Source organism: Cohnella cholangitidis, assembly GCF_014107495.1.
Taxonomy (GTDB): domain Bacteria; phylum Bacillota; class Bacilli; order Paenibacillales; family Paenibacillaceae; genus Cohnella; species Cohnella cholangitidis.
The window spans coordinates 3,634,105-3,655,004 of record NZ_CP041969.1; the positions used below are offsets into that span (position 1 = coordinate 3,634,105).

General features: G+C 47.4%; 14 protein-coding genes. 9 read left to right on the forward strand and 5 right to left on the reverse strand.

The annotated features are described in order from the left end of the window. The 3 genes from FPL14_RS16910 (at position 1) to FPL14_RS16920 (ending at position 4,037) form a co-directional block, all read left to right on the forward strand. A complete protein-coding gene (locus FPL14_RS16910; RefSeq protein ID WP_182298898.1) occupies positions 1–1,659 on the forward strand; it encodes a hypothetical protein in 1,659 nt (552 codons plus the stop codon). 160 nt (positions 1,660–1,819) lie between these two features. Next, entirely contained in the window at positions 1,820–2,956 is a 1,137-nt protein-coding gene (locus tag FPL14_RS16915; protein WP_182298899.1) for a DNA cytosine methyltransferase, read from the forward strand. Continuing rightward, on the forward strand, positions 2,949–4,037 hold the full coding sequence (locus tag FPL14_RS16920) for a restriction endonuclease (protein ID WP_182298900.1): 1,089 nt from the start codon (positions 2,949–2,951) through the stop codon (positions 4,035–4,037). Before FPL14_RS16915 ends, FPL14_RS16920 begins: the two co-directional genes overlap by 8 nt. A 305-nt stretch (positions 4,038–4,342) precedes the next feature. Here FPL14_RS16920 and FPL14_RS16925 read toward each other — a convergent pair whose 3' ends face one another. Then, positions 4,343–4,684, reverse strand: a complete 342-nt coding sequence (locus tag FPL14_RS16925) for a helix-turn-helix domain-containing protein (protein WP_182298901.1) — start codon at positions 4,682–4,684, stop codon at positions 4,343–4,345. A 209-nt stretch (positions 4,685–4,893) separates the two neighbouring features. On the opposite strand from FPL14_RS16925, the gene FPL14_RS16930 reads away from it, so the two are divergent. From FPL14_RS16930 to FPL14_RS16945, 4 genes are all read left to right on the forward strand, one after another. Further along, positions 4,894–5,097, forward strand: a complete 204-nt coding sequence (locus FPL14_RS16930) for a hypothetical protein (RefSeq protein WP_182298902.1) — start codon at positions 4,894–4,896, stop codon at positions 5,095–5,097. A 640-nt stretch (positions 5,098–5,737) separates the two neighbouring features. Further along, entirely contained in the window at positions 5,738–7,168 is a 1,431-nt protein-coding gene (locus tag FPL14_RS16935; protein WP_229263547.1) for an RtcB family protein, read from the forward strand. A gap of 8 nt (positions 7,169–7,176) precedes the next feature. Further along, the gene (locus tag FPL14_RS16940; protein ID WP_182298904.1) at positions 7,177–8,484 is read left to right on the forward strand and encodes an AAA family ATPase; all 1,308 of its coding nucleotides are present in this window, start codon (positions 7,177–7,179) and stop codon (positions 8,482–8,484) included. Between the two features lie 176 nt (positions 8,485–8,660). Continuing rightward, on the forward strand, positions 8,661–10,028 hold the full coding sequence (locus FPL14_RS16945) for a leucine-rich repeat domain-containing protein (RefSeq protein ID WP_182298905.1): 1,368 nt from the start codon (positions 8,661–8,663) through the stop codon (positions 10,026–10,028). Here FPL14_RS16945 and FPL14_RS16950 read toward each other — a convergent pair. Genes FPL14_RS16950 through FPL14_RS16960 form a run of 3 tightly spaced genes read right to left on the reverse strand, consistent with a single transcriptional unit; the run spans position 10,025 to position 13,359 of the window. Continuing rightward, a complete protein-coding gene (locus tag FPL14_RS16950) occupies positions 10,025–11,341 on the reverse strand; it encodes a tetratricopeptide repeat protein (RefSeq protein ID WP_182298906.1) in 1,317 nt (438 codons plus the stop codon). The genes FPL14_RS16945 and FPL14_RS16950 overlap by 4 nt on opposite strands. Then, positions 11,338–11,613, reverse strand: a complete 276-nt coding sequence (locus tag FPL14_RS16955) for a hypothetical protein (protein ID WP_182298907.1) — start codon at positions 11,611–11,613, stop codon at positions 11,338–11,340. Before FPL14_RS16955 ends, FPL14_RS16950 begins: the two co-directional genes overlap by 4 nt. A 36-nt stretch (positions 11,614–11,649) precedes the next feature. Continuing rightward, positions 11,650–13,359, reverse strand: coding sequence for an eCIS core domain-containing protein (locus FPL14_RS16960; RefSeq protein ID WP_220471166.1), 1,710 nt, complete (start codon positions 13,357–13,359; stop codon positions 11,650–11,652). Positions 13,360–13,848: 489 nt separating this feature from the next. On the opposite strand from FPL14_RS16960, the gene FPL14_RS16965 reads away from it, so the two are divergent. Beyond that, the gene (locus FPL14_RS16965) at positions 13,849–17,463 is read left to right on the forward strand and encodes a glycoside hydrolase family 9 protein (RefSeq protein ID WP_182298908.1); all 3,615 of its coding nucleotides are present in this window, start codon (positions 13,849–13,851) and stop codon (positions 17,461–17,463) included. Between the two features lie 95 nt (positions 17,464–17,558). Here FPL14_RS16965 and FPL14_RS16970 read toward each other — a convergent pair whose 3' ends face one another. Beyond that, complete coding sequence (locus FPL14_RS16970) at positions 17,559–18,947, reverse strand: SEC-C metal-binding domain-containing protein (protein ID WP_182304026.1); 1,389 nt, start codon at positions 18,945–18,947, stop codon at positions 17,559–17,561. Positions 18,948–19,138: 191 nt separating this feature from the next. Between FPL14_RS16970 and FPL14_RS16975 the strand changes: the two genes are divergently transcribed. Further along, complete coding sequence (locus tag FPL14_RS16975) at positions 19,139–20,893, forward strand: methyl-accepting chemotaxis protein (RefSeq protein ID WP_182298909.1); 1,755 nt, start codon at positions 19,139–19,141, stop codon at positions 20,891–20,893. Positions 20,894–20,900 lie beyond the last annotated feature (7 nt).

Genomic DNA, 20,900 nt, shown 5'->3' on the forward strand with positions numbered 1-20,900 from the left:
ATGAATGGTAATAACAGAAATGAAAATCTATCACAAAGAAATAATGGTGAAAAAGGCTATTCACTTGAATATATGGTGACGGGCTTATTTCAAAGTCAAGGTTACTTAGCTAGACGGTCCATTCCTTTACAATATGGTCCGATAAATCAAGATGCAACTGATATAGATGTTTTAGGTATCCAATTCACCCTACCATTTAAGGGACATCGGATTATTTGTGATTGTAAAAATAAGCAAAAATCCAAACCATACGAACGGATATTCTGGGCAAAAGGATTAGGCGAATTTACAAAAGCAACTGACGTTTATGTGGCATTGCCAAAAACCTCCGGTGATATTATTAACTTTGCACTTACTGGTGGAGTTAGAGTTCTGACTAATGATAGATTTAGTCAGTTTTCTAATACACCATCTGGTTCGTATGGAACAGCTGATGAAAAATTTTATAAAACATATTCTGAAGCCATCGATAGAGTTGTAAAAATTGATAAGCAAGCAGAAAGAATGTGGCTTACAGTACGGAAACTTTATCTCAAAGAGGACCCATATACCTCATTAAATATTGCTTTCGACTTTTTAGAGACAGCGACAAAACAACTAAATTTAACAAAGCATCATTCAATAAATAGTATGTTTTGGAAATATATTTGTTGCGAACTTGTTGTACTAATTGGGTTGCAAGTGCTTTGGATTTGCGCAGATACATACTCATTACCGGAGAGAGCAAGAGAGGATCGAATACTTAGTAAACTTACCTATGGTGAATTGGAGTCTTCACAAGTACACCAATTACTTAATTCTGCAAGTGATTTGGCAAATGAAATAGTAAGAGCGAATGTACCTCCAACCTATTTACCTAAATCTAGACTTATTGAATTTGGGGAATTTCCACCACCTCAATATTCATACAGTCTAATAGGTCTAGTTGAACGTGCATTACAGAACCCACAATGGTATGTTGATATGCCTCAATTACTGGATTTCTTACTGTTTGAACAAGGGTTGAAGGGGAAGGATTTCTCTGACAATGCATACAGGGTTATGTTTAGAAGTGGGCTGTCAGATGAAAAGTTAAAAGCATCTAAGAATATTTTATCCTTTATTAAAGATAATGTTGGATTTGAATGGAAAATGATCTGGTCTAATCCGGCAGAGATAAATACTGCTTCAAACACAAAATCAACTCCTATGAGTTCAAAACAAAATATTGGACAAATAAGTAATGAAATAAAAAATGAAAAAACTAATAATTATTCCCAAGACATTACCTCTACAATGTTAGAAGTAAAAAATGATAATAAAACTCCAATTCATACAAGTAATGATAAACAGTTGGAGATGCCATTAGATGCAAAACTTAATAACAATACGGATATTCATCCGATAAAAGAGCATAGTTTAGCATTAAGAAAAACGGTTGAACTTGAGCCATTAAAGTTTTTCAATGATGACTTTTTGAGTAAATACACAAAATACAAAAACTTCCATCAACTGTTGAGTGATAATAAACTCACTTCTTATAGTGATATTTCAAAAATGAGAAATGAAGAACGTGATGAGTTAGCTATAAAGGTAAGTCATTATAAAAAGTGGGATGACATATTAGATGCAGCAATGAATGAAATACTTGAAAAAAGAATTAACGAAATAAAAAAGTAAAAATAAAGACTGCAAAAGTAAAAAAAAGCGTGGCTGGTTAACACTAGTCAACGCTTTTAAATTTTGTTATCATTTAAATTTCAGTTTAGCAGGAAAAGACGAACTAATGCCGAACGTTAATGAGATATGTCGAAATATGATTTGAGGCAGGGAAACTACTATGAATAGCGCACCAGCAATTTTTTCATTTTTTTCAGGGGCGGGTTTCTTAGACTTAGGATTTGAGAAGAGCGGCTTCCATGTTGCCTTTGTTAATGAATATCATCGTCCATTTTTGGAAACTTACATGCATTCGCGTAGAGTAATGGGCATACCAGAACCTGAATATGGATATCATTTGCGTGATATTTCGGAATTTGAAACATCCGATGAAAGTAAAACGTTATCAAATTTGATAAATAAAACAAAAAATGATAATCGGCTTGTTGGATTTATTGGTGGTCCGCCATGTCCCGATTTTTCTGTTGGCGGTAAGAACAGAGGACATGAAGGTGAAAATGGAAAATTATCTGCAACATATGTAGACTTGATCTGCAAACAAAGACCTGATTTCTTCTTGTTTGAAAATGTTAAAGGTCTTTGGAGAACGAAAAAGCACAGAGAGTTTTATGAAGCAATGAAAACAAAACTTCATAAAAATGATTACGTAACTACCGAGCGATTAATTAATTCAATTGAATATGGCGCACCTCAGCAGAGAGAACGAATCATATTAATTGGTTTTCAGAAAAGCGTATTGAAGAATTTGGGGATTAAACTGAATAAAAACCAGTCACTAACAGACATTTTTCCATGGGAAAAGCATCTTAAATATCGGATTGAAGATATTAATGCCATGCCATGGTCTGGAATGGATCCATTTATTGAAGATGGTGAACGTGAAAAACCAGATGGTATTAATGAAAATCTGACTGTTAATTATTGGTTCAATAAAAATGATGTTGCGAAGCATCCCAATGCACATCAATATTTTACTCCAAGGGCTGGGTTGGCTAAATTTATGATTATTCCTGAAGGTGACGACTCTAAAAAGTCATATAAACGTTTGCATCGATGGAGACCTTCACCCACAGTCGCATATGGTAATAATGAAGTTCATCTACATCCATTTAAAGCAAGACGGTTATCGGTTGCAGAAGCATTATCGCTTCAGAGTTTGCCTAAGGAATATGAATTACCTCAAAACATCACGTTATCTGACGCATTCAAGACAGTAGGTAATGGAGTTCCGTTTGAAGCATCTAAAGGAATTGCAGAAACCATCCTAGACTTTTTGAAGGTGAGAACTGATGAATAAATTAACCGCCGCAAATCTTATTCATGAAATTGGCTTATTGCCGAAAAACCAAATATACAACTACGTCCATAGTAAAACGCCGACTCTGATTAAAATTGTGAATGTGGTCAAGCCAGAGGGACCAATTGTTATTCAAAGGATTCGTCCCAATAAAGGTGAGACTTGGAGTAATGCCAAGGATGAATCCATATCCGTTCAAATGCTATGGCGATTAGCGAACGCATTAGCTCCTAACCACCCCATTAATGTCGATAGAATTTTTGGCGGCAGTTACAATACTCGCTCTGTCCTGGAAGCATTGCTTGCACACACGCCACAATTTTATTACTGTTATCCAGGTCGTATTGAGAGCATAAGTTCAAATAACAAAATAAAACCTGGTCATAAGCATTTGATGTGGTGTCCAGAAAACCCACATGCACCAAACGTTATGGTGAAAGCAGACGTGGATATGGTCATTTCGGAAGTGCCAAACACCGAAATCGTATATGATGCATTAGTTCTTCCTGATGAGATACAAACGCCTGAATTAGATATTGAAATGAAGCGAAGACATTGCCAAATGCAAATTGCATTAATTGAAATTGGACAGCACCTTGGGTTTAAAACTTGGGTTGCACAAAACGATAAAGGTATCGTATATAAGAATCAAAAAATCGGTGAAATGGATGGCGTTATAGGTTCTTTGAAAAAAGAAGAAAATATAATGGCATCTTTTCACGAAGCTCAAAAAGCTGCTTTGCTTATAGATTGCATCTGGTTCAAGAACGGCAAACTGATGCCAGCTGTTATGGAAGTTGAACATAGTACAGGCGTAACAAGTGGATTGACACGTATGAAGGGACTTCAAGATGCGTTACCTCCTTTTCCAACTCGTTATGTAATTATTGCACCAGATGAGGATAGGGAGAAGGTATTTAGAGAAGCCACACGTCCACAGTTCCAATCGTTAAATGCAAGATTCTTTTCGTACAGCGCAGTTGAAGAGATGTATGCATTATTTAAGCGGCGCAAGATTAGAGGGATTACAGAAGAGTTCTTAGATAGCTATATGGAGCCAGTTCTCGCACAATTGGCATAAAATCAAGACCCACTCATGGATTAAATATGAGTGGGTCTTTGTGTGATTATTGTTTCATCTGGTCCAATGATATTGCGTGAGTGAAAAGATTATACTCTTGAATAGCCCTCCCTCGTTACCAGCAAGTAACTCACCGAGCTATTCAGGTTGTCGAATTTTGTATTTTCCAATCAATTTAATTGAAAAACACATCCAGAGATCAGGCTAAGTCCTCTTGGCCCCTTCTGGAAAGGGACGCTACCTAGATAGGGAGCTATAAAGCATACAAAAAGTATCCAGTCGTGGATGCGTGATTTTTATAGTTACTAAATTTCTTCCCTAATATCATCAACGTGTGCAAACATTACTTTAATAACATTCAAGGCCATTTGCTTTTCTTTTGGCGAACGGTTCATGAGAAGTTGTCTGATATGATCAATATAATTATCGTCATTAGGAGTAAGAGAGTTGTGGAGTAAGTAGTCCACTGTAACTCCGAGTATATTTGCTAAATCTATAAGAGTATCTAGAGTTAAACTTCTTTCCCCTCGCTCAATCTGTCCAATATATGCGTCAGAAACTCCGATCATTTCGGCAATTCTCTCTTGAGTCATTGCCAACTTCTTTCTTTCACTCCGTATTCTCTGTCCCAGTGAAGCGTAATCCATGACAACCCTCCTCATCCATTACACTAGATAAATTAAGAGGAAGTTATAATAAACTAATAGTTGTTTTTGTATTTACTATTAGTTCATTTGTGATTAAGATGTACTTAGTGAATCTCTAATTGATCACGGAGAATCTCAATTAAATAAACAATAAATATTATCCCCGTTGTATTTCACATTATTCCGAGCTAGTACAAGGAGCTAAATACATGAAAAAATGGATTGAAGAAGTGATAACAAAAAGATACGAAGCATTATCAGAGGAGACCGAGAATAAAGGGGAGTTGATGACAATAAAAGAACAAGCCAATACATATGAGAACTTGTTGATCGAAACATTGTTAGATGAGACTCAAGAAGCTTTGAACAAATGGATGGAGATACATGACCAGATGGTCTCATTCCAAAAGTAAAGGCTTTACATCATAGGAGTTCAAGATGGATCACAGCTGGTAATCAGACTGGAGAGAGGAGCTTAATAGGTAGTATGATTTTAGTCAAATAGAGGTGATCTGCAATGTTCATTGAACTCATCATGAGAAACGCAGATAGATTGTATTTCATTTTTATTCTTATATTTGGTTTTACCATTGTCTGGGCGGCAGTATTAATACTCCTAGAAATGAGATGTAGAAAACAGAAAAAGAAAGCTAAATAGCCATTGCTTTCGTCTATGTTACCAAGTTTGTCCCACAAACCCATAACAAACTTTAATGCACCTAATAAATATTTTCTATTTACATATTGACAATCTTTTCCTTACCCTTTAATCTAAACATTATCTTAAACAGGAAGGAGGTCGTTGGACGTGACCAGACTTAACAATCGTCGTAATGCCGCACTGTCGCAACTGAATCGTCTGTTGATTGTCCATCGGCCTCTACGGGCCCAAGCAACGTAAAGACTAGGAAGCGCCCCTCATCCATCGCGGTGGAGAAGGCGGACACCTGTTATTTCACATTGTGCGAAGACCGTAAGCGATTGGGCTTGCGGTCTTTTTGCGTTCTGATTTTCCAAATGATTTTGCCAATTAGAGAGGAAATGAACCCTTATATGAACTTAAACAACCAAAACCAGTATTACCGGCGAATCGATCTCCCGGCGGGAGACTTGCACGTATTCGCCCACGATGATCTATATCATGCCATGGGGGCCAAAGTGCTCGAGATGGCGAACAACAATCTGCAAATTCCGAATATCCGGTATATGAGCTATACGCCCGACGCCCATGTCGGAGTAGGAACTTGTATCGGTACGACGGCGGTGTGGGGAGTGGAGGACGGTTTCGTGTCTCCGTCCATCGTCGGAAGCGATATCGGCTGCGGGATGAGGCTGCATCTGACGAATTTGCATGTGGATGAGCTTCAAGAGGTGAAGCTGCGGCGCAAGCTAGTCAAAGCCATCGAGAAGCGAATTCCAGTGGAAAATCACGCTAGAGGTTATTTCTCCGATATCCGACTGGAGGATGTGCTTCGTAAAGGGCTTCACGGTCTGCCAGGCAAGTACGTTCCGGATTCGTACACACCGCGGAAAGCGACTTCCTTGACACACGTCGAGTGTAGCCGATTCCGATTTGACGAGAGCGTACTGGATCGAATCCCGATGCCGGTATGGCATCGGGCTCACCGGCAGCTTGGTACGCTAGGGAACGGCAATCACTTCATAGAAATTCAGGCGATTAGCGTGAATGAAGACAATCGCCATATCGCGGAACAATGGGGGCTGCAAGATGGCCAAGTCGCGGTGATGGTTCACTCCGGTTCCCGCTCGTGGGGCGGAGCGGTAAACCAACATTGCGGTTCTGAAGTTGCGAAAACGATGAGCAAGCTGGGGCTTGGCACAAGCGACCCCAAGCTTGTCTATGCACCGCTCGATAGCGAAGCCGGTCACGCTTACTCGAATCTGATGTATTCGGCGCTTAACTTCGCTGTCGCGAACAGGCACTTGATCGCGTTCGCCGTACGAGATGCGTTCAAGGAAACGTTCGGCTCCCAAGCGGAGACGCGAACGCTGTACGACCTGATGCACAACTACGCATGCGAGGAAGATCACAGGGAAGAGTCCTTCCTCGTGCACCGCAAAGGAACGACTCGGGCATTGCCAGCCGGACATGCCGGCAATCCGCAGCCTTACGCGGATACGGGACACCCGGCTCTGATTCCGGGTTCGATGGGCACGTCTTCCTACTTGATGGTTGGTTCACCGGAAGGCGCGCGAAATTACCATTCCATCTGCCATGGCGCAGGACGGATCCGTTCGCGCAATGCGACGAAACAACTCGTTACCGTGGATGAATTCGCTTCCTCCTTGCGCATTGGGCAGGAGGATGAGATCGTCGTTAACCATCGGGGACTCGAGTCCCTGATCGACGAATCTCCCCAAGCTTACAAAGACGTAGATCAAATCATAGAAAGCGTCGTCGAGGCGCGACTGGCTGCCGTTGTAGCCAAGTGTCGTCCCTTGGCGGCCGTGAAAGGGGTGTAAACCTAACCATGACAATGACATTCAAATTCACGGACCCGAAGTTCTTCGTACGCACCGATAATGCCGAGGGTCACTCGCCGGATCCGCGCAGCTATTTTAACTACATTGCTACTGTGCAAGCCATCGTCGATTATCTGAAAGAGCGTTTCGAAGCAGAGTTTCGTCTCTACGAGCAGGACGACGGCTATGAAATATGGAACGGGCTCGAGGAAGACGTCCGTAACGGGTATGAAGGACTGGAGCATGCGGCCAGCATTTACGACTTGGTCGAAACGAGGGCGTTCGCCTACACGGCCGATCTTGGACAGAACCGTGAGAGCTACGCTGTCCGTCCGGCCGTTCGCAATAACCTGTTCATCTATTCGAAGCATCGCGTCGCCATGGCCAGAATTCCGAAAGTGACGCAGCATGGCCTCGGTTACGAGGATCTTATTTTCAGCGAGTCCGACGGCGGTCTCGTGCGGTTTCTGGAAGATATGCGTTCGCGGCAGCTTGCGGATCGGAAGATCCTCGTCTTCACGGATAACCGGGACGGACTGGAGCAATCCCGAGAGTCGACGTCAAGCCCTGTCGCTCGCGCCGAGGTATTCATGGATGAGGAGCTCAAGACGCAAATCTATCGATCCATCGACGAATTTTTCTCCAAGGACCGATCCTTTTTCCAGACGTACGGCATTCCGTACAAAAGAGGGATCTTACTGTACGGTAAGCCGGGTAACGGCAAGACGACGTTAGTCAAATCCATCTCCGGCTCGATAGAGGCGCCTGTCGCCTACTGGCAGATCACCGAGTTTACGAACAGCGAGTCGATTCAAGAGGTATTCGCCGCCGCCAACCAAAGGGCTCCCATGGTGCTAGTCATCGAAGATATCGATTCGATGCCTGCCTCCTGCCGTTCTTATTTTCTGAACACGCTGGACGGGGCAACGTCGAAGGAAGGCATATACCTCATCGGGACGACGAACTATCCGGAGAAAATAGACCCTGCGCTCATGAACCGGGCAGGCAGATTCGACAGAGCCTATGAGGTGAAGCTGCCGAGCGAAGAGATTCGCCGTTCCTATCTAGTTCACAAAGGAATGAATCGCCTCGTAGACGACGAATCGGTCGCTCAGGCCGCGCGAGGAACGGAAGGCTTCACGCTCGCCCAATTGAGCGAATTGTATGTTTCCGCCGCTTTGCAGCTGCATTACGATAACGAGGTTAACCTTAGACAACTGATTACCGAGATGAAATCGGACTATGCTAGAGGACGCAGCCGCGACTGGATGACCGACGGACAGCCTCGAAGACTCGGATTCACGCAATCGGAATAGCATGAAAAATATTCCATAGTTATACTGAGATTGTAACTTCATTCTTAAACGGGGGGCCAAGAGAGATGAACGAGGAAAATGAGTTGATCGTGGAACAAAGCCTTATCTATGAAGAAGATTCGGATGAATACCTATATAAAATCATTATTTCCAATACGGAGAACTATAAGGCGTTCATGGATCATATCGAAATCTCTAAAAGTTTGTTGAGCGAGAACATTCGGATGATGAGCAATAAAAGCACGCTTAACAAAATGATCTACAGTAATATCATAACCGCCATGGAAGCCTATTTATCGGATACCTTTATCGGCATTACGATGAATGATCCGGGTTTAATCCGAAGATTCATAGAAACCTCCGCCGACTTCAAGAAGGAGAAAGTAGAGATACAGAAGGTGTTCGAGTGGATAGAGGATTCGGCGAATATGGTGAAAAGCAAGCTCATGGACACAACCTTCCATAATATCATCAAGGTCAAAGAAAATTATAAGAACGTCCTGGATGTTGATTTTATTAATGAAGGGGCATTAATTCATATTATTAACCGGCGGCACGATATCGTTCATAGGAACGGTAAGGATAAGGAGGGCAACTCGTTCGAAATTACGGACGAGGATATTCAAAGCCTGATTAGTCATGTTTCCGTACTGATCGGTTATATCGATGAACAAATCAGCGGGAAGTTCTATAAGAAGGATATCGATGAGAATATTCTGACGGAAAACTATGCGCAAACTATGGATGCCTATTTGAACTTCGGACACAAATTCAACGAGTTTATCCATTATAAAAGCTTCTTGGAGTCGAAGTTCAACGATGACTTTATGTTTACGCAAAAAGGGACGGATAAAACGACGATAGCCGAATTAGTAGATCTGCTTGAAGAAAACGGGATGGACGAGAATGTTCAATTTTTCAAAACCTTGTTCTATCCCTTAGAGGAGCTTGAGGTTCCGTTTCACGCCAGTATAAGCATTTTGGATATTCTCAAGTTTAATCGTCTTAAAATACTACACCTGCAAGGAAACGCATTCGACAACAAGCCAAGCGATATGGGGCCGAGAAGAGATCATCTGGATCTCCTAGCATCAATGAAGCAATTAGAGGTACTTAACTTGGGAAGAAACCAATTAACGGATATTTCTTTCCTCTCGAATCTAACAAACCTCAAGACCCTTTGGGTTCATGATAATGGGATCGCTTCAATAGACTGCATGAGTCATTTAACCAAGCTGAAAAGTTTAACTATTTTCAAGAATAAGATTACGGATATCACCTCGTTAGAAAAACTTATCAACCTTGAAGAACTTGATTTGGCAAGAAATCAGGTTCGGAATTTAGGTCCGTTAAGAGGGTTGAAAAAGTTGGAAAGACTAAACTTAAATCATAATGACGTCGAAGATATTTCCGTATTATTTGATTTACCCCAGTTGAAGACCCTTCATATCTCAGATAACAGGGTCGATCCTACAGATCTCGAGCGGCTTAAACTTAAGATCCCAACGCTTGCTATTTATTCTGAGCATAGAGATTGGAGTTAAGGCATTCCGATCTTGGAACCGAGTCTATTATTCTCATACTCCTCAATTAGAGCGGCCGCATGGCCGTTGTTCGGATCGAATTTCAGTACCTTCCTCAATCCGGCTTCGGCTTCCGCGAATTGCTCGAGCATATGGCGGCATATCGCGGTATTGAACAAAGTTCCGGTATATTCGCCATACAACCGAGCGGACTGCCCGAAATAAAAGATCGCCTTCTCATACTCCTCCAATTGGTACAGCAGAGAAGCAATCTGAAAGGCCAGGTCCCGTTGTTCCCCAAGCGGAAAATAAAGCTGCCACACCTTATCGACCGCATAGGCGATCGCTTCGCGTTCGAGCGGATCGGCTTGCCCGGCCAGCTCCAGCAGCCGGGGGAGGTAGCGGGAAAACTGGTGGGCGTCATAAAGGCTTAGACGCAATAGGGCGAGCATGTCTTCGATCGACATTTCGGAGATGTACGGCCGCGCGTGATTGACTACGCTGTAATAATCGTCCGGCCCGAAATCGCCGACAAAGCGCCGGTAGGCCCGTTTCGTTTCGCTATAGCGGTCTGCATCGGCAACCATCAACAAAGCGCCGATATTCACATGGTGATAGCCGACCTCCGGAAACAGCAATACGCCGCCCATCTCATCGCAGACGGCCTTGAAAGCATGGTAGTTCACCGGCAAGGAGACGCTGCCATGCCGGATGAGTTCGGGCGGATCTCCGTTCATTAGATCGGAGTAACGATGGCTTCCTTTGTCCGCGGACAGCAGCAGCAGCCCTTTGGGAGCGGATAAGCTTCTCAACCGATGCAAGCAGCGCAATCCCGTAATAGGGAATAGCAGATGGGAATCTTCCAATGTTTCCGTATACCGAGTGAATAGGGCGGTCAGATCGGGCTCCGGGTAAGGGGATTCGGCACAGGGTTCGTTATAGTAGCTGACTTGCACACGTTCCAGCGCATTCGCCGAATCCGTCGTATCGAGCGAGTCCTCCGCATACAACGACACGAGACAATGGGAAATCTGCCCTTGATCGATGTAGTACAGGTCCTGGGGGAGGCTGTCAAACACGTAATTCGCAATGGCCACGACCGGGGAACTCAAGCTGCCAGGACGGAGCGATACGCCGCTGTATTCCAGCGCGATCTCATCCGATTGCTGTGCATCGAACAAAGCGATATCCCAAATTCCCCGTTCCCGGAAACGCTCGAACGAAGGGTGCTGCCGCCAGAACTCCAGATTGCTCCTTGCGAAATCGGTCAATACGTAACGAAAGGGCAGAGGCGAGATCTGGCTTTCCTCGTACAACGTCGTCAGCCGGTTCAAGAAATGATAGGCAAACCGTCCGGATCCGCGCCCAATTCGAGAATATACATCGGTTCGTCTACCGGAGGCGAGTCTGGAACTAGCCGCTGTCGATCCAGCCAATAGGCAAACACGATTTCCGCATAACAGTTGGCCATGGCGGGATTGCTCGTCACGTAATGGGGGACCTCGTCGTTCCTCCAAGCGTCGACGCCTTTTTCGGAAAAATAGCTTTGTTGAAGATCCCAAAGCATGGACTCGGAAAGCATTTTACTGGATTGCAATCGGCGCATAACTCCTCCATCCAAAGGCTTGTCCCTTTTCTAATCTCAATCGTTACCGCTATCGTCGCTGCCGCGTGGACGAGCGCGTTTAGGGGGCTTTCTTTTCGGGGGCGGCTGTTTCGAATCCGAATCGCTGTCGGACGACGATTCAGTTGTGTCCGAGTCGCTATCGGACGAAGATTCGGCTGTGTCCGAATCGCTTCGCCTACGCTTCTGACCAAGGACGATACCTGCGGCTACGGCGCCCGCCGCATGCGCGTCCAATGCGGAATAATTGGTTTTCCCGCTGCCCTCGGCTCCTTTGATACTGTGCATCAAAGCGTGGGGACCTTTGTGGTCCTTTCTGTCGTCGTTGACCAAAGAGAGGTTTCTGGATCGGACTTGTCCATCGGGATAACCGAATTTGCCGCCCTTGTTGATTTTATGCTCAAGCGCCGCGGATTTTCCGTCCGAATTCGACAGATCGACCTTGCCGCTTTTAAGCCATTTTGTAAGCTCGCCTTTACTTTTGGGGGATAGTCTTCTCATAACCCTTTCCTTAAATCCGGGTCCATTGTGCTCGGCTATGCGTTCAATTGCTTTTGGAACGGCGGTATTGAATCTCTTGCGGTAGGCCGAATACGGGATAGGAACTTTCTTTTTCTTCGTGTCTGCCAAGGGAACGATATCGCGATGCGCCGCATGCAGGATGCGATTATCCCTCACCGAAACGACGCCCGGTCTGTCCCTGTGCATAGCGCCAATATCGGCAAAGGTTCCTTGGGATATAGAGCCTCCCCTTTTTCTTTCCTTCCCCAACCGATCCGATAAGTCCTTTAAATGCTTGACTTCCTCTGATTTAATGGATTCTTTGACGGACGTAAGTCTTTCGAAATCATTCGCGATATCCTCGCTTCCCGCGCTAAGATCTTCTTCGGACGAAGAGTAATCCAGAGCCTTTGCCACATAGTCGTCGGGAGCCTTCATGAATTTGCTATGTTCTTTGGCTAGTTCTTTTCTCCGAACCTTCGTTTCTTTCGTTTCTTGTACGGCCTCGTCGTCTTCGCTCTCGGTGCCTTCATTCTCGTCGTCTTCGCGCTCGTCATCCGCTAATCCTTCATCGGGATCGTCTACGATTCGTTCTCCCCTCTTTAATCTATATCTATCGCTTACTTCCTTGATTTTTCCGTTGGCATCCTTAATCCATTTCCCTTGGATAACTCCGGCAGCAGGTGCCACGCTTTGGACGGAAAGCGGCTGTGCCGCTTTGGTCTGCCCGGATACGGCCAGCTCGCCCATCCTATCCGCTTCCTGCTCCAACATCGAATCATCGTTAATGGACTTGCCCTTTGCCTGAAGCGTAGGCCTTACTTTGCCTTGCTTCTGCTGCACGACATGCCAAGCCTCATGGGGGAGATGCTTCTCTTGGCCCGCTCCCACATGAATGTCCGTGCCCATGGCATAAGCATGCGCCTCTATTTGCTCCGGTTTCGGGGAATTATAATGCACCTTCACGTCATCCATGGCAATCCCGGAAAGGTTCTCGATTCCGGTCTTCAACTGATCCGGCAAGCCCGTGCGATTCTCCGGCTGTCCCGACTGCAGCATCTGGGTAACGGCGCTATTGCCGATCATGCTCTGCAACTGCAAGATTTGGGAGTGGGTCATCTGCGAATTCATTCCCGAGAACAATTCCTCATTCGACTTAGGCGATTGATTAGGCGCGTGCGGCTTTGCATTCATCTTGCTTTCATGGGGGCGAGAGAATTTCGTCAATATCCTGCACCTGCTTTAATAGAATGAGAGCTTGAACAAAAAGCGGTTAAATTTACTATTTCTTCATTCGTGGCTTGAAGTCCTTTTCAAGCATTCGAAGAAGATACAGGGTTGCAAATATGACTTTTAATGACCTGGTCATCCGCTTTTCTTAAGCCGAACGGTTCGGAGGAGCATTTCTATTGAATTGCCGCCACGATTCGGACATTACGTCTATGCACATCGATGACAGTTCCGATGACGGGAGTAACTGTCTTCGTGACAATGGGGACGGCTAGTATAAAAATGCTGCAGCGTCTGCATCCCGACTTTCGGACGAGCACGCCAAGCCGACAAGAAAGTTTTCGTAAGAGTCGGGGGAAGACGGAATAACTTGCCGGGTGGATCGGTCAATCGCGGAAGGAGAGAGAGCTAGCCTCAACACTATTAATAAGGTTTTTTCATATGCCATTTATCGTGACGGTTTGCTAATTGAGAGGAGATTTCATAGTGATAATCAGAAGAAATATATGGCTGTCCCTGATCTGTATATGTATGTGTGTCGGAAGCTGGCCTGTATCGACAGCTAATGCGGCCATACCGGGCGCGACGGTGCAAAAATATATTATGGTAGACCAATTCGGCTACAGACCGAACGACGACAAGGTTGCCGTCCTCGTTGACCCGCAGGTCGGCTATAATGCGAGCGACTCTTATACGCCCGGCAGCACTCTGCAAGTAAGGAGAGCGTCCGACGACGCAGTCGTGTTCGCCGGAGCGCCGCAGATCTGGAATCAGGGAGCGACGCAAGAGAAGTCGGGCGACAGGGGCTGGTGGTTCGACTTTTCCTCGGTAACGACCGAGGGAGACTACTACATCTACGATGTGGAAGGCAATTTCAAATCCTACGAATTCAAAATCGCGGCCGACGTGTACAAGGAAGTGCTGAAAGCGGCGATCAAAACATTCTATTACCAAAGAATCGGCACCCCGCATCTGGCGGAGCATGCCGGAGCGGCGTTCGCCGATGGTCCCGCATTTGTAGGGCCTCATCAGGACATGCAGGCAAGAAACGTGTTCGATCGCAACAATCCCGCGACGGAAAGGGATCTGTCCGGCGGCTGGATGGATGCCGGCGACTTCAACAAATACCCGACCTTTACGGCGCAGCCGATCAACGAACTGCTGTCGGCCTATGAACAAAATCCGGACATCTTCACCGACGACTACAACATCCCCGAATCCGGCAACGGTATTCCCGATGTGCTCGACGAAGTGAAATGGGAACTGGATTGGCTCAAGAAGATGCAGGAAAGCGACGGCGGCGTGCTCATGAAGATGGGCGTTCCGGGTGATGGTAAAATCGGGGAGTTTAATAATCCGCCGAGCACGAGTACAATTTATCGGTATTACTTGCCGAAATCATCCGCCTCAACGATTGTCACGGCGCTGAACTTCGCGCACGCGGCAAATACGCTCCAGAATTTCCCTACGCTACAGTCTTATGCGGCCGATCTGAAAGAGCGCGCCATCAAGGCATTCAATTGGTATCAAACGAATCCCAAGACTGAAAATGCCGATCATTACGAGATCGAAGCCGGGCCTTCCGATGTTCCGCTAGCCCAACAGGCGCAGGTGGCAACGGTTGCGGCCGCGTACTTGTTCGCGCTGACGGGCGACCAGACCTATCACACGTATTTTAAAAACAACTACGGCACCACTTGGCCAATGTCCGACGCTTATTGGGGTTTGTACTACGGCGAGCAGGCCGATGGCGTAATGTTCTATACGACGCTGCCGAACGCGGATCCCGCGGTCAAAGCCCATATTCTGGAGCGGCGCGATCTGCACGATTTCTCCCAGGAGTTCACGGACAATGACGATCTGTATCGTTCCTTTGTGCCGGACTTCTCGTATCACTGGGGCAGTCTGCAGGTGAGAGCGCGATCGGGTGCCTCATCTTACGATTTCGTCCAATACGACATTAATCCGCAGAAACGCGCCAACTTTGACAAGAAAGCGCAAAACGTACTGCATTACTTCCATGGCGTTAACCCGCTGGGTCTCACTTACCTGACCAATATGGAAGAGTACGGCGCGGAAAATCCGATCAAACAAATTTACCACGAATGGTTCTCCCACGGTTCGCAGTGGGACTATGCGCCTCCAGGGTTTGTTCCAGGTGGGCCGAGCGAGCAATACAGCGGCACGGAATTCCCGCCTAGAGACCAACCGGCGCAAAAAATGTATAAAGATTGGAACGGTACCGACGACCCTTGGCATAATGACAAGGCCTGGGAAATTACCGAGAATGGGATCTATTATCAAGCCGCCTATGTGAAGCTCCTAGCCAAATTCGTCACGGCTCCGCCGGCGCCGACCGAGCCTCCGGGCGTTCCGGTTGGCGTAGTGGCTGCGGCTACCGGTACGACGTCCATTAAAGTAAATTGGACTAAGCCTACGGGAGCCACCGGCTACGATATCGAAGTGGACGGCGTCGCGCAAAATAACGGACCGGCTCTGGCGCTCGAGCATACCGGATTAGCTCCGGGCTCCACGCATAGCTACAGAGTAAGGGCCAAAAATAACCTTGGAACAAGCGAATGGAGCGCTCCGGTAACGGCCGTAACCGAAGTGCCTCCGCTGCCGCCCGAAGCTCCGGTCGGCCTAAATGCGGCGGCAACGAGTGCCTTCGACATTGCCGTTAATTGGGACGCTTCCGCGAGAGCGACGTCTTATGATATCGAGGTAGATGGAACCATCGTAGTTAACGGCGCGCTGACTTCCTACGCGCATACCGGAATTGCCTCGACTTCCACCCACAGCTACAGGGTGCGTGCGACGAACAGCGGCGGCACGAGCGAGTGGAGCGCAGTAGTATCGGCGACCACGCCGCAGGCGCCTCCGACCAGTGTTATCGATGTGTCGCATAATGGAACGCAAGGCTATACGTTCGGGCAATCCTCCGATCAGGTCACGAGATACGAGACCTTCGTCGCGAGTCCCTACCCTGAGCTGACGGGAGTCGAAGTCAAGATCAGAAAGGGCGGATCTCCGGGCAATGTGACGGTCGAACTGTACGAGACAATCGACAATAAACCGACAGGCAGCGCGCTGGCATCCGCAACGATTGCTGCCGGCTCCGTGACGGAAGACTATCAAGTCTTATCCGCCGCGCTGAAGTACAGCGGTCTGCAGTACGGCAAAAAGTACGCCATCGTGCTTGGGCAGACGAATCCGGGTGTTGGCGGAGGGTACGAATGGCTTGCCGGCACGGACGTGAACAGCGGCTTTGAATTCGGAAAATATACAGGTTCTTCCTATGTTGACGAATCCCACATCGGCGACGGCTGGATGAAGCTATATGTGGCACTGAGCTCGGACCCTCAGCCGCAGCCTCCGGCCGTACCGGCGGGCGTAACAGCCGGCGCTGCGAGTAATTCGTCGATCGCGCTGAGCTGGGCTGCCGTAACGGGCGCCACCGGCTATGAAATAGAGATCGATGGATCGTCCGCCTACGTGAGTACGACGAATACGTCCTACGTTCATGACGGATTGGCCGCAGGAACTTCCCATACGTATAAGGTAAGAGCCACGAACAGCGCGGGTACTAGCGGTTGGAGCGCTTTCGTGACGGCGACGACCGGGCAAGCTTCATCCTCCGTTATCGATCTTTCCCACAACGGGACGGACGGTTATACTTTCGGCGAAAAGCAGGATCAGATTAAGAGATGGCAGACGTTCGCGGCCAATGCCAATAGCAAACTGTCCAAGGTAGAGTTGAAGTTAAGGAAATTCAATAACGCAAGCAACCTGACCGTGAGCTTGTATGCGACGGAAGACAACAAGCCGACAGGTTCGGCGCTGGCGACGGCTACGGTCAAGTCCGCTTCGGTAAGCGAGGATTTTGCCGTCGTGAGCGTGCCGCTGGCCTATAGCGGTTTAACGAACGGGACCGTATACGCGATCGTATTGGGTCAATCCACTAACTCGGACTTCTCCAATTACGAGTGGTGCACGTCCGAGGTGAGCGCCAGCCTGAAGTACGGCAAATACAGCGGCGGGAAATGGATCGACGAGTCCGGTATCGGAGACGGCTGGCTGAAGGCGTATGTAGGTCAGTAACCGGCTGTTCAGCTAATAAATGGTCATCGCAAAGCCCCCTCTTTCTACTGGGAAGAGGGGGCTTTGTCTATATCCAATGTGCATGATGGCGCTAGTTATCGAGGGTTCTTTCCCTCAGGAAGAAGCTGAAGCAATTCCGGACGAATCAACCAAAGATGGCGATGAATCTGGGCATATACGATAGCTTCCGGATCGTCTCCGTAGCCGATATATTCAGGCATTTCGCGAGGAAGCCGTTTCTTGCCTTGCAAATAAGCAGAAACGTAAGGATTATGTGCAACGGCCTTCTTGATGAGCGGGGACAGCTTCGATGATTTGCCGTTCATGCCGTATTCGACAAGGATTCGATTATAATTGAAGGCCGCGCTTTCATCTACATCGAATTGCTTAATCAACGCGGCAGCATCTTTCCACTCCAGCGTCTCGATATAAGCGGACAGAAGCAGCTCGCGTACGCCTTGATTATCGTTAGGATTAAGCTCCAGCAGCTCGCGATAATGTTTTATGGCTTCCGTTAGATTCCCCATCTCGGCGCAAGCTTCGGCATAGCCTTTCTTTGCTCTCATATAAGGCCGAGTCGGTAAGTATCCCCAGAAATGTCCCTTGTTCTCCTTAAAAAAGGCTTCACCGAGATGTTTCTCCCCGACCATCATCCCTTGTTTGTAATAAAAGGCCATATCTTTAGGCGTAGCGGCCGCACTTTCGGCGAGTATGTTGTACGCATCGACGCTGTTGGGATCAAGGAGGAGCGCTTCCTGCGCGAGCTTGATCCGTTGTTTCGGATTAGGCTCGTCCCATGCCGCATAGAGAATTTCCGCGGCTTGCTCTAGCTTGCCGGGACTTTTACGTTTGGCGGTTCCTTTAGGTTGTTGCGTAGTCATCATATTTTGAACAAATGCATTTGCTTCCTCTATGGTGCCGAAATTTTGTTCTTCCAGCAGTGCGTGGACGCGCAGCATCTCTTGCTCCATCTTCATCCGTGACTGGGGGTCGGCAGAAGCATTCGGGCCTGACGGAGAAATCGGAAACTCGGATAGATGTTCATCTAGATAATCGAAAATCTGATTAGCACGTTGCGATAGCGTCCCGACCGATACCCCATATTTGTCTGCCAGCGAGCTTTGAGTGATTTCATATCCATATACTTGGCCGAGGATATACTCCAGCGCTGCAGGGTACACGCCGATTTTTTTGGCGATCGGAACAATCGCGGTGGCATAATCATGCCACATTCGGATAACGGCGACGATTTCCCTATTTTCATACAAGTCATAGGTATTATTAAAGAAGTATATAGCAATTTGCTTATGCAGCTCATTAGCCCAAGTAAGCTCGGTTTCAATAATGTCTAGAGGCGTCATTGGTTTTGGATTAGGTTGAGTCAACCGAGTGACATTACCTGCTTCGTCCTTACTCAAACAGCATTTTTTGTATTTCAGGCCGCTGCCGCAATGGCATGGGTCGTTTCTGCCTAATTTTTGCATTATGCTAAGCCTCCGCAAATTCAAGAATAACTTAATTATTGACTATTGATCGTATCTTGTCTAATAAAGTTGTTTTGAATATTGACGCAAATACCGAGAAGGAGAACCCAAGATCCCTGTCGAATCAATAGGAAAAAAGTCATTTTGTTGCACGATATTCGGCAAACCACATCCAAAGGGGAACTGACAACATGTTTGGACTTAGAAGCCGCTTGGTATTAAAGCTATCCGTTACGATTCTGGCGATACTTATTATCCTGTCAACGACCCTAATATATATGCAAGTTCAGAACACTAAACAGGCAAGCGAAGAAGCGATTGGCAAGTTCAGTATTCATACAGCGGAGGCCTATGCAGGGCAATTCGATTTGAAGGCCTATGGAACGTTTCTGCAAGATGTCCAAGAGAACGACCTCTATTGGAACATTCGCGAGGAGCTGAATCGTTACCGGGAACAGATCGGCGCGGTGTATGTGTATACGGTGCAAATCGACGACAAAGGGCAGCCGATTATCCTGATCGACGGGCAGCCCAAAGGATCGGATTCGGCGTCGCCGATCGGCGAAGTGACCGACATGCCGAAGGAAGCGGTAGAAGCGATTATGAAGGGGCAGTCTGCCAAATCGGGCGTTATCGAGAACCCGGAATATGGCGATTACATCTCGTCCTATGCGCCTCTGCGCAACTCGGCGGGAGAAGTCATCGGGGCGCTCGGAATCGATACGGACGTATCCGTTTCCAAGCAGATCTATAAGGACGTTATTCAACAAAGTACGCCGGTATTCGTCGTCATGGGAATTCTGGTGCTCGTCTTCTTCCTTCTGATTGTGTGGTTCATGTCCCGTGCTTTGCGGCCGTTAGGGATTATCGTGCACGGCGCGGAAGCCATAGCCCGCGGGGACGTAGCGGAAGCGAAAAGACATATGAATGCTAAGCAAGTCGCTTCGAAAGACGAAATCGGGCAAGTGTACTCCGCTATGACCAAGATGATCGAGAGACTGGGCGTCACGCTCGGGGACGTTACTCAGGATATGAAGGCGACGACGCACAACCTTGTTCAATCTACCGATCAGTTTAGCTCGGAGGCGGAACAGTTGGTGAGCCTGAACGTAAAGCTTGAGCAATCGATAACCGAGCTGGCGGAAGGAGCGCAACATCAACGTCAAGGCGCGGAGGACAGCGCCAAATCGATGGAGGAGATCACGCTTGCTATTCAACGCGTCGCGGAAGCTTCCTCCGAAGTATCGAAAGCTTCGCTTGAGGCGTTGGAAATCGCGGACGAAGGCAAAAATTCCATTCATCGCCTGAGAGAGCAAGTGGCGACGATGTCGGATGTCGCGTCCCAGACGGCCAACTCCGTACAGGTTCTCAACTCCTATATGAAGGAGATCGAACCGGTACTGCTATCGATAACGGACGTCGCCGACCAAACGAAGCTGCTGGCGCTGAATGCCTCCATCGAAGCGGCGAGGGCGGGAGAGCAAGGAGCGGGCTTCGCTGTCGTAGCCGGAGAAGTGCGCAAGCTTGCCGAAGCATCTTCCGTGTCCGCGCAGCACATCACTTCCCTTCTTAAGCAAATTCATCAGGAATCCGCTCATATCGGCGAGAGAATGTCGGTGGGAAGCGATGAGATGGTCAAGGGAACCGAGCTGTCCGGTCAAGCGGAATCGCTGTTTAACCACACGATCGATCGGTTCGTTATCGTGAACAACGGGATTCAGGAAATATCCGCCGGAGCGGAGGAGGTTCTGGCCGGTTCCGAGGAAGTTGCCGCATCGGTAGAGCAGATCTCCCAGATTTCCGTACAAGCCGCGGAGAATACGGCATCCATTCAGAAGATGTCCGTCGAGCAACTGGAAGCGGCGAAGAGAATAGCGGACACGACCGAGCAGTTAAAGCAGAGGAGCGAGGGTCTGGAAGCAGCGGTAGAGAAGTTCAAGCTCTAAGCAAGCG

What these genes read in the sequence shown, in the direction of transcription:
- FPL14_RS16925 (WP_182298901.1), bottom strand. Translation starts at nt 4,684, where the DNA reads ATGGATTACGCTTCACTGGGACAGAGAATACGGAGTGAAAGAAAGAAG.
- FPL14_RS16970 (WP_182304026.1), bottom strand. Translation starts at nt 18,947, where the DNA reads ATGCAAAAATTAGGCAGAAACGACCCATGCCATTGCGGCAGCGGCCTG.
- FPL14_RS16955 (WP_182298907.1), bottom strand. Translation starts at nt 11,613, where the DNA reads ATGCGCCGATTGCAATCCAGTAAAATGCTTTCCGAGTCCATGCTTTGG.
- FPL14_RS16910 (WP_182298898.1), top strand. Translation starts at nt 1, where the DNA reads ATGAATGGTAATAACAGAAATGAAAATCTATCACAAAGAAATAATGGT.
- FPL14_RS16940 (WP_182298904.1), top strand. Translation starts at nt 7,177, where the DNA reads ATGACAATGACATTCAAATTCACGGACCCGAAGTTCTTCGTACGCACC.
- FPL14_RS16930 (WP_182298902.1), top strand. Translation starts at nt 4,894, where the DNA reads ATGAAAAAATGGATTGAAGAAGTGATAACAAAAAGATACGAAGCATTA.
- FPL14_RS16915 (WP_182298899.1), top strand. Translation starts at nt 1,820, where the DNA reads ATGAATAGCGCACCAGCAATTTTTTCATTTTTTTCAGGGGCGGGTTTC.
- FPL14_RS16935 (WP_229263547.1), top strand. Translation starts at nt 5,738, where the DNA reads ATGAACTTAAACAACCAAAACCAGTATTACCGGCGAATCGATCTCCCG.
- FPL14_RS16975 (WP_182298909.1), top strand. Translation starts at nt 19,139, where the DNA reads ATGTTTGGACTTAGAAGCCGCTTGGTATTAAAGCTATCCGTTACGATT.
- FPL14_RS16945 (WP_182298905.1), top strand. Translation starts at nt 8,661, where the DNA reads ATGGATCATATCGAAATCTCTAAAAGTTTGTTGAGCGAGAACATTCGG.
- FPL14_RS16920 (WP_182298900.1), top strand. Translation starts at nt 2,949, where the DNA reads ATGAATAAATTAACCGCCGCAAATCTTATTCATGAAATTGGCTTATTG.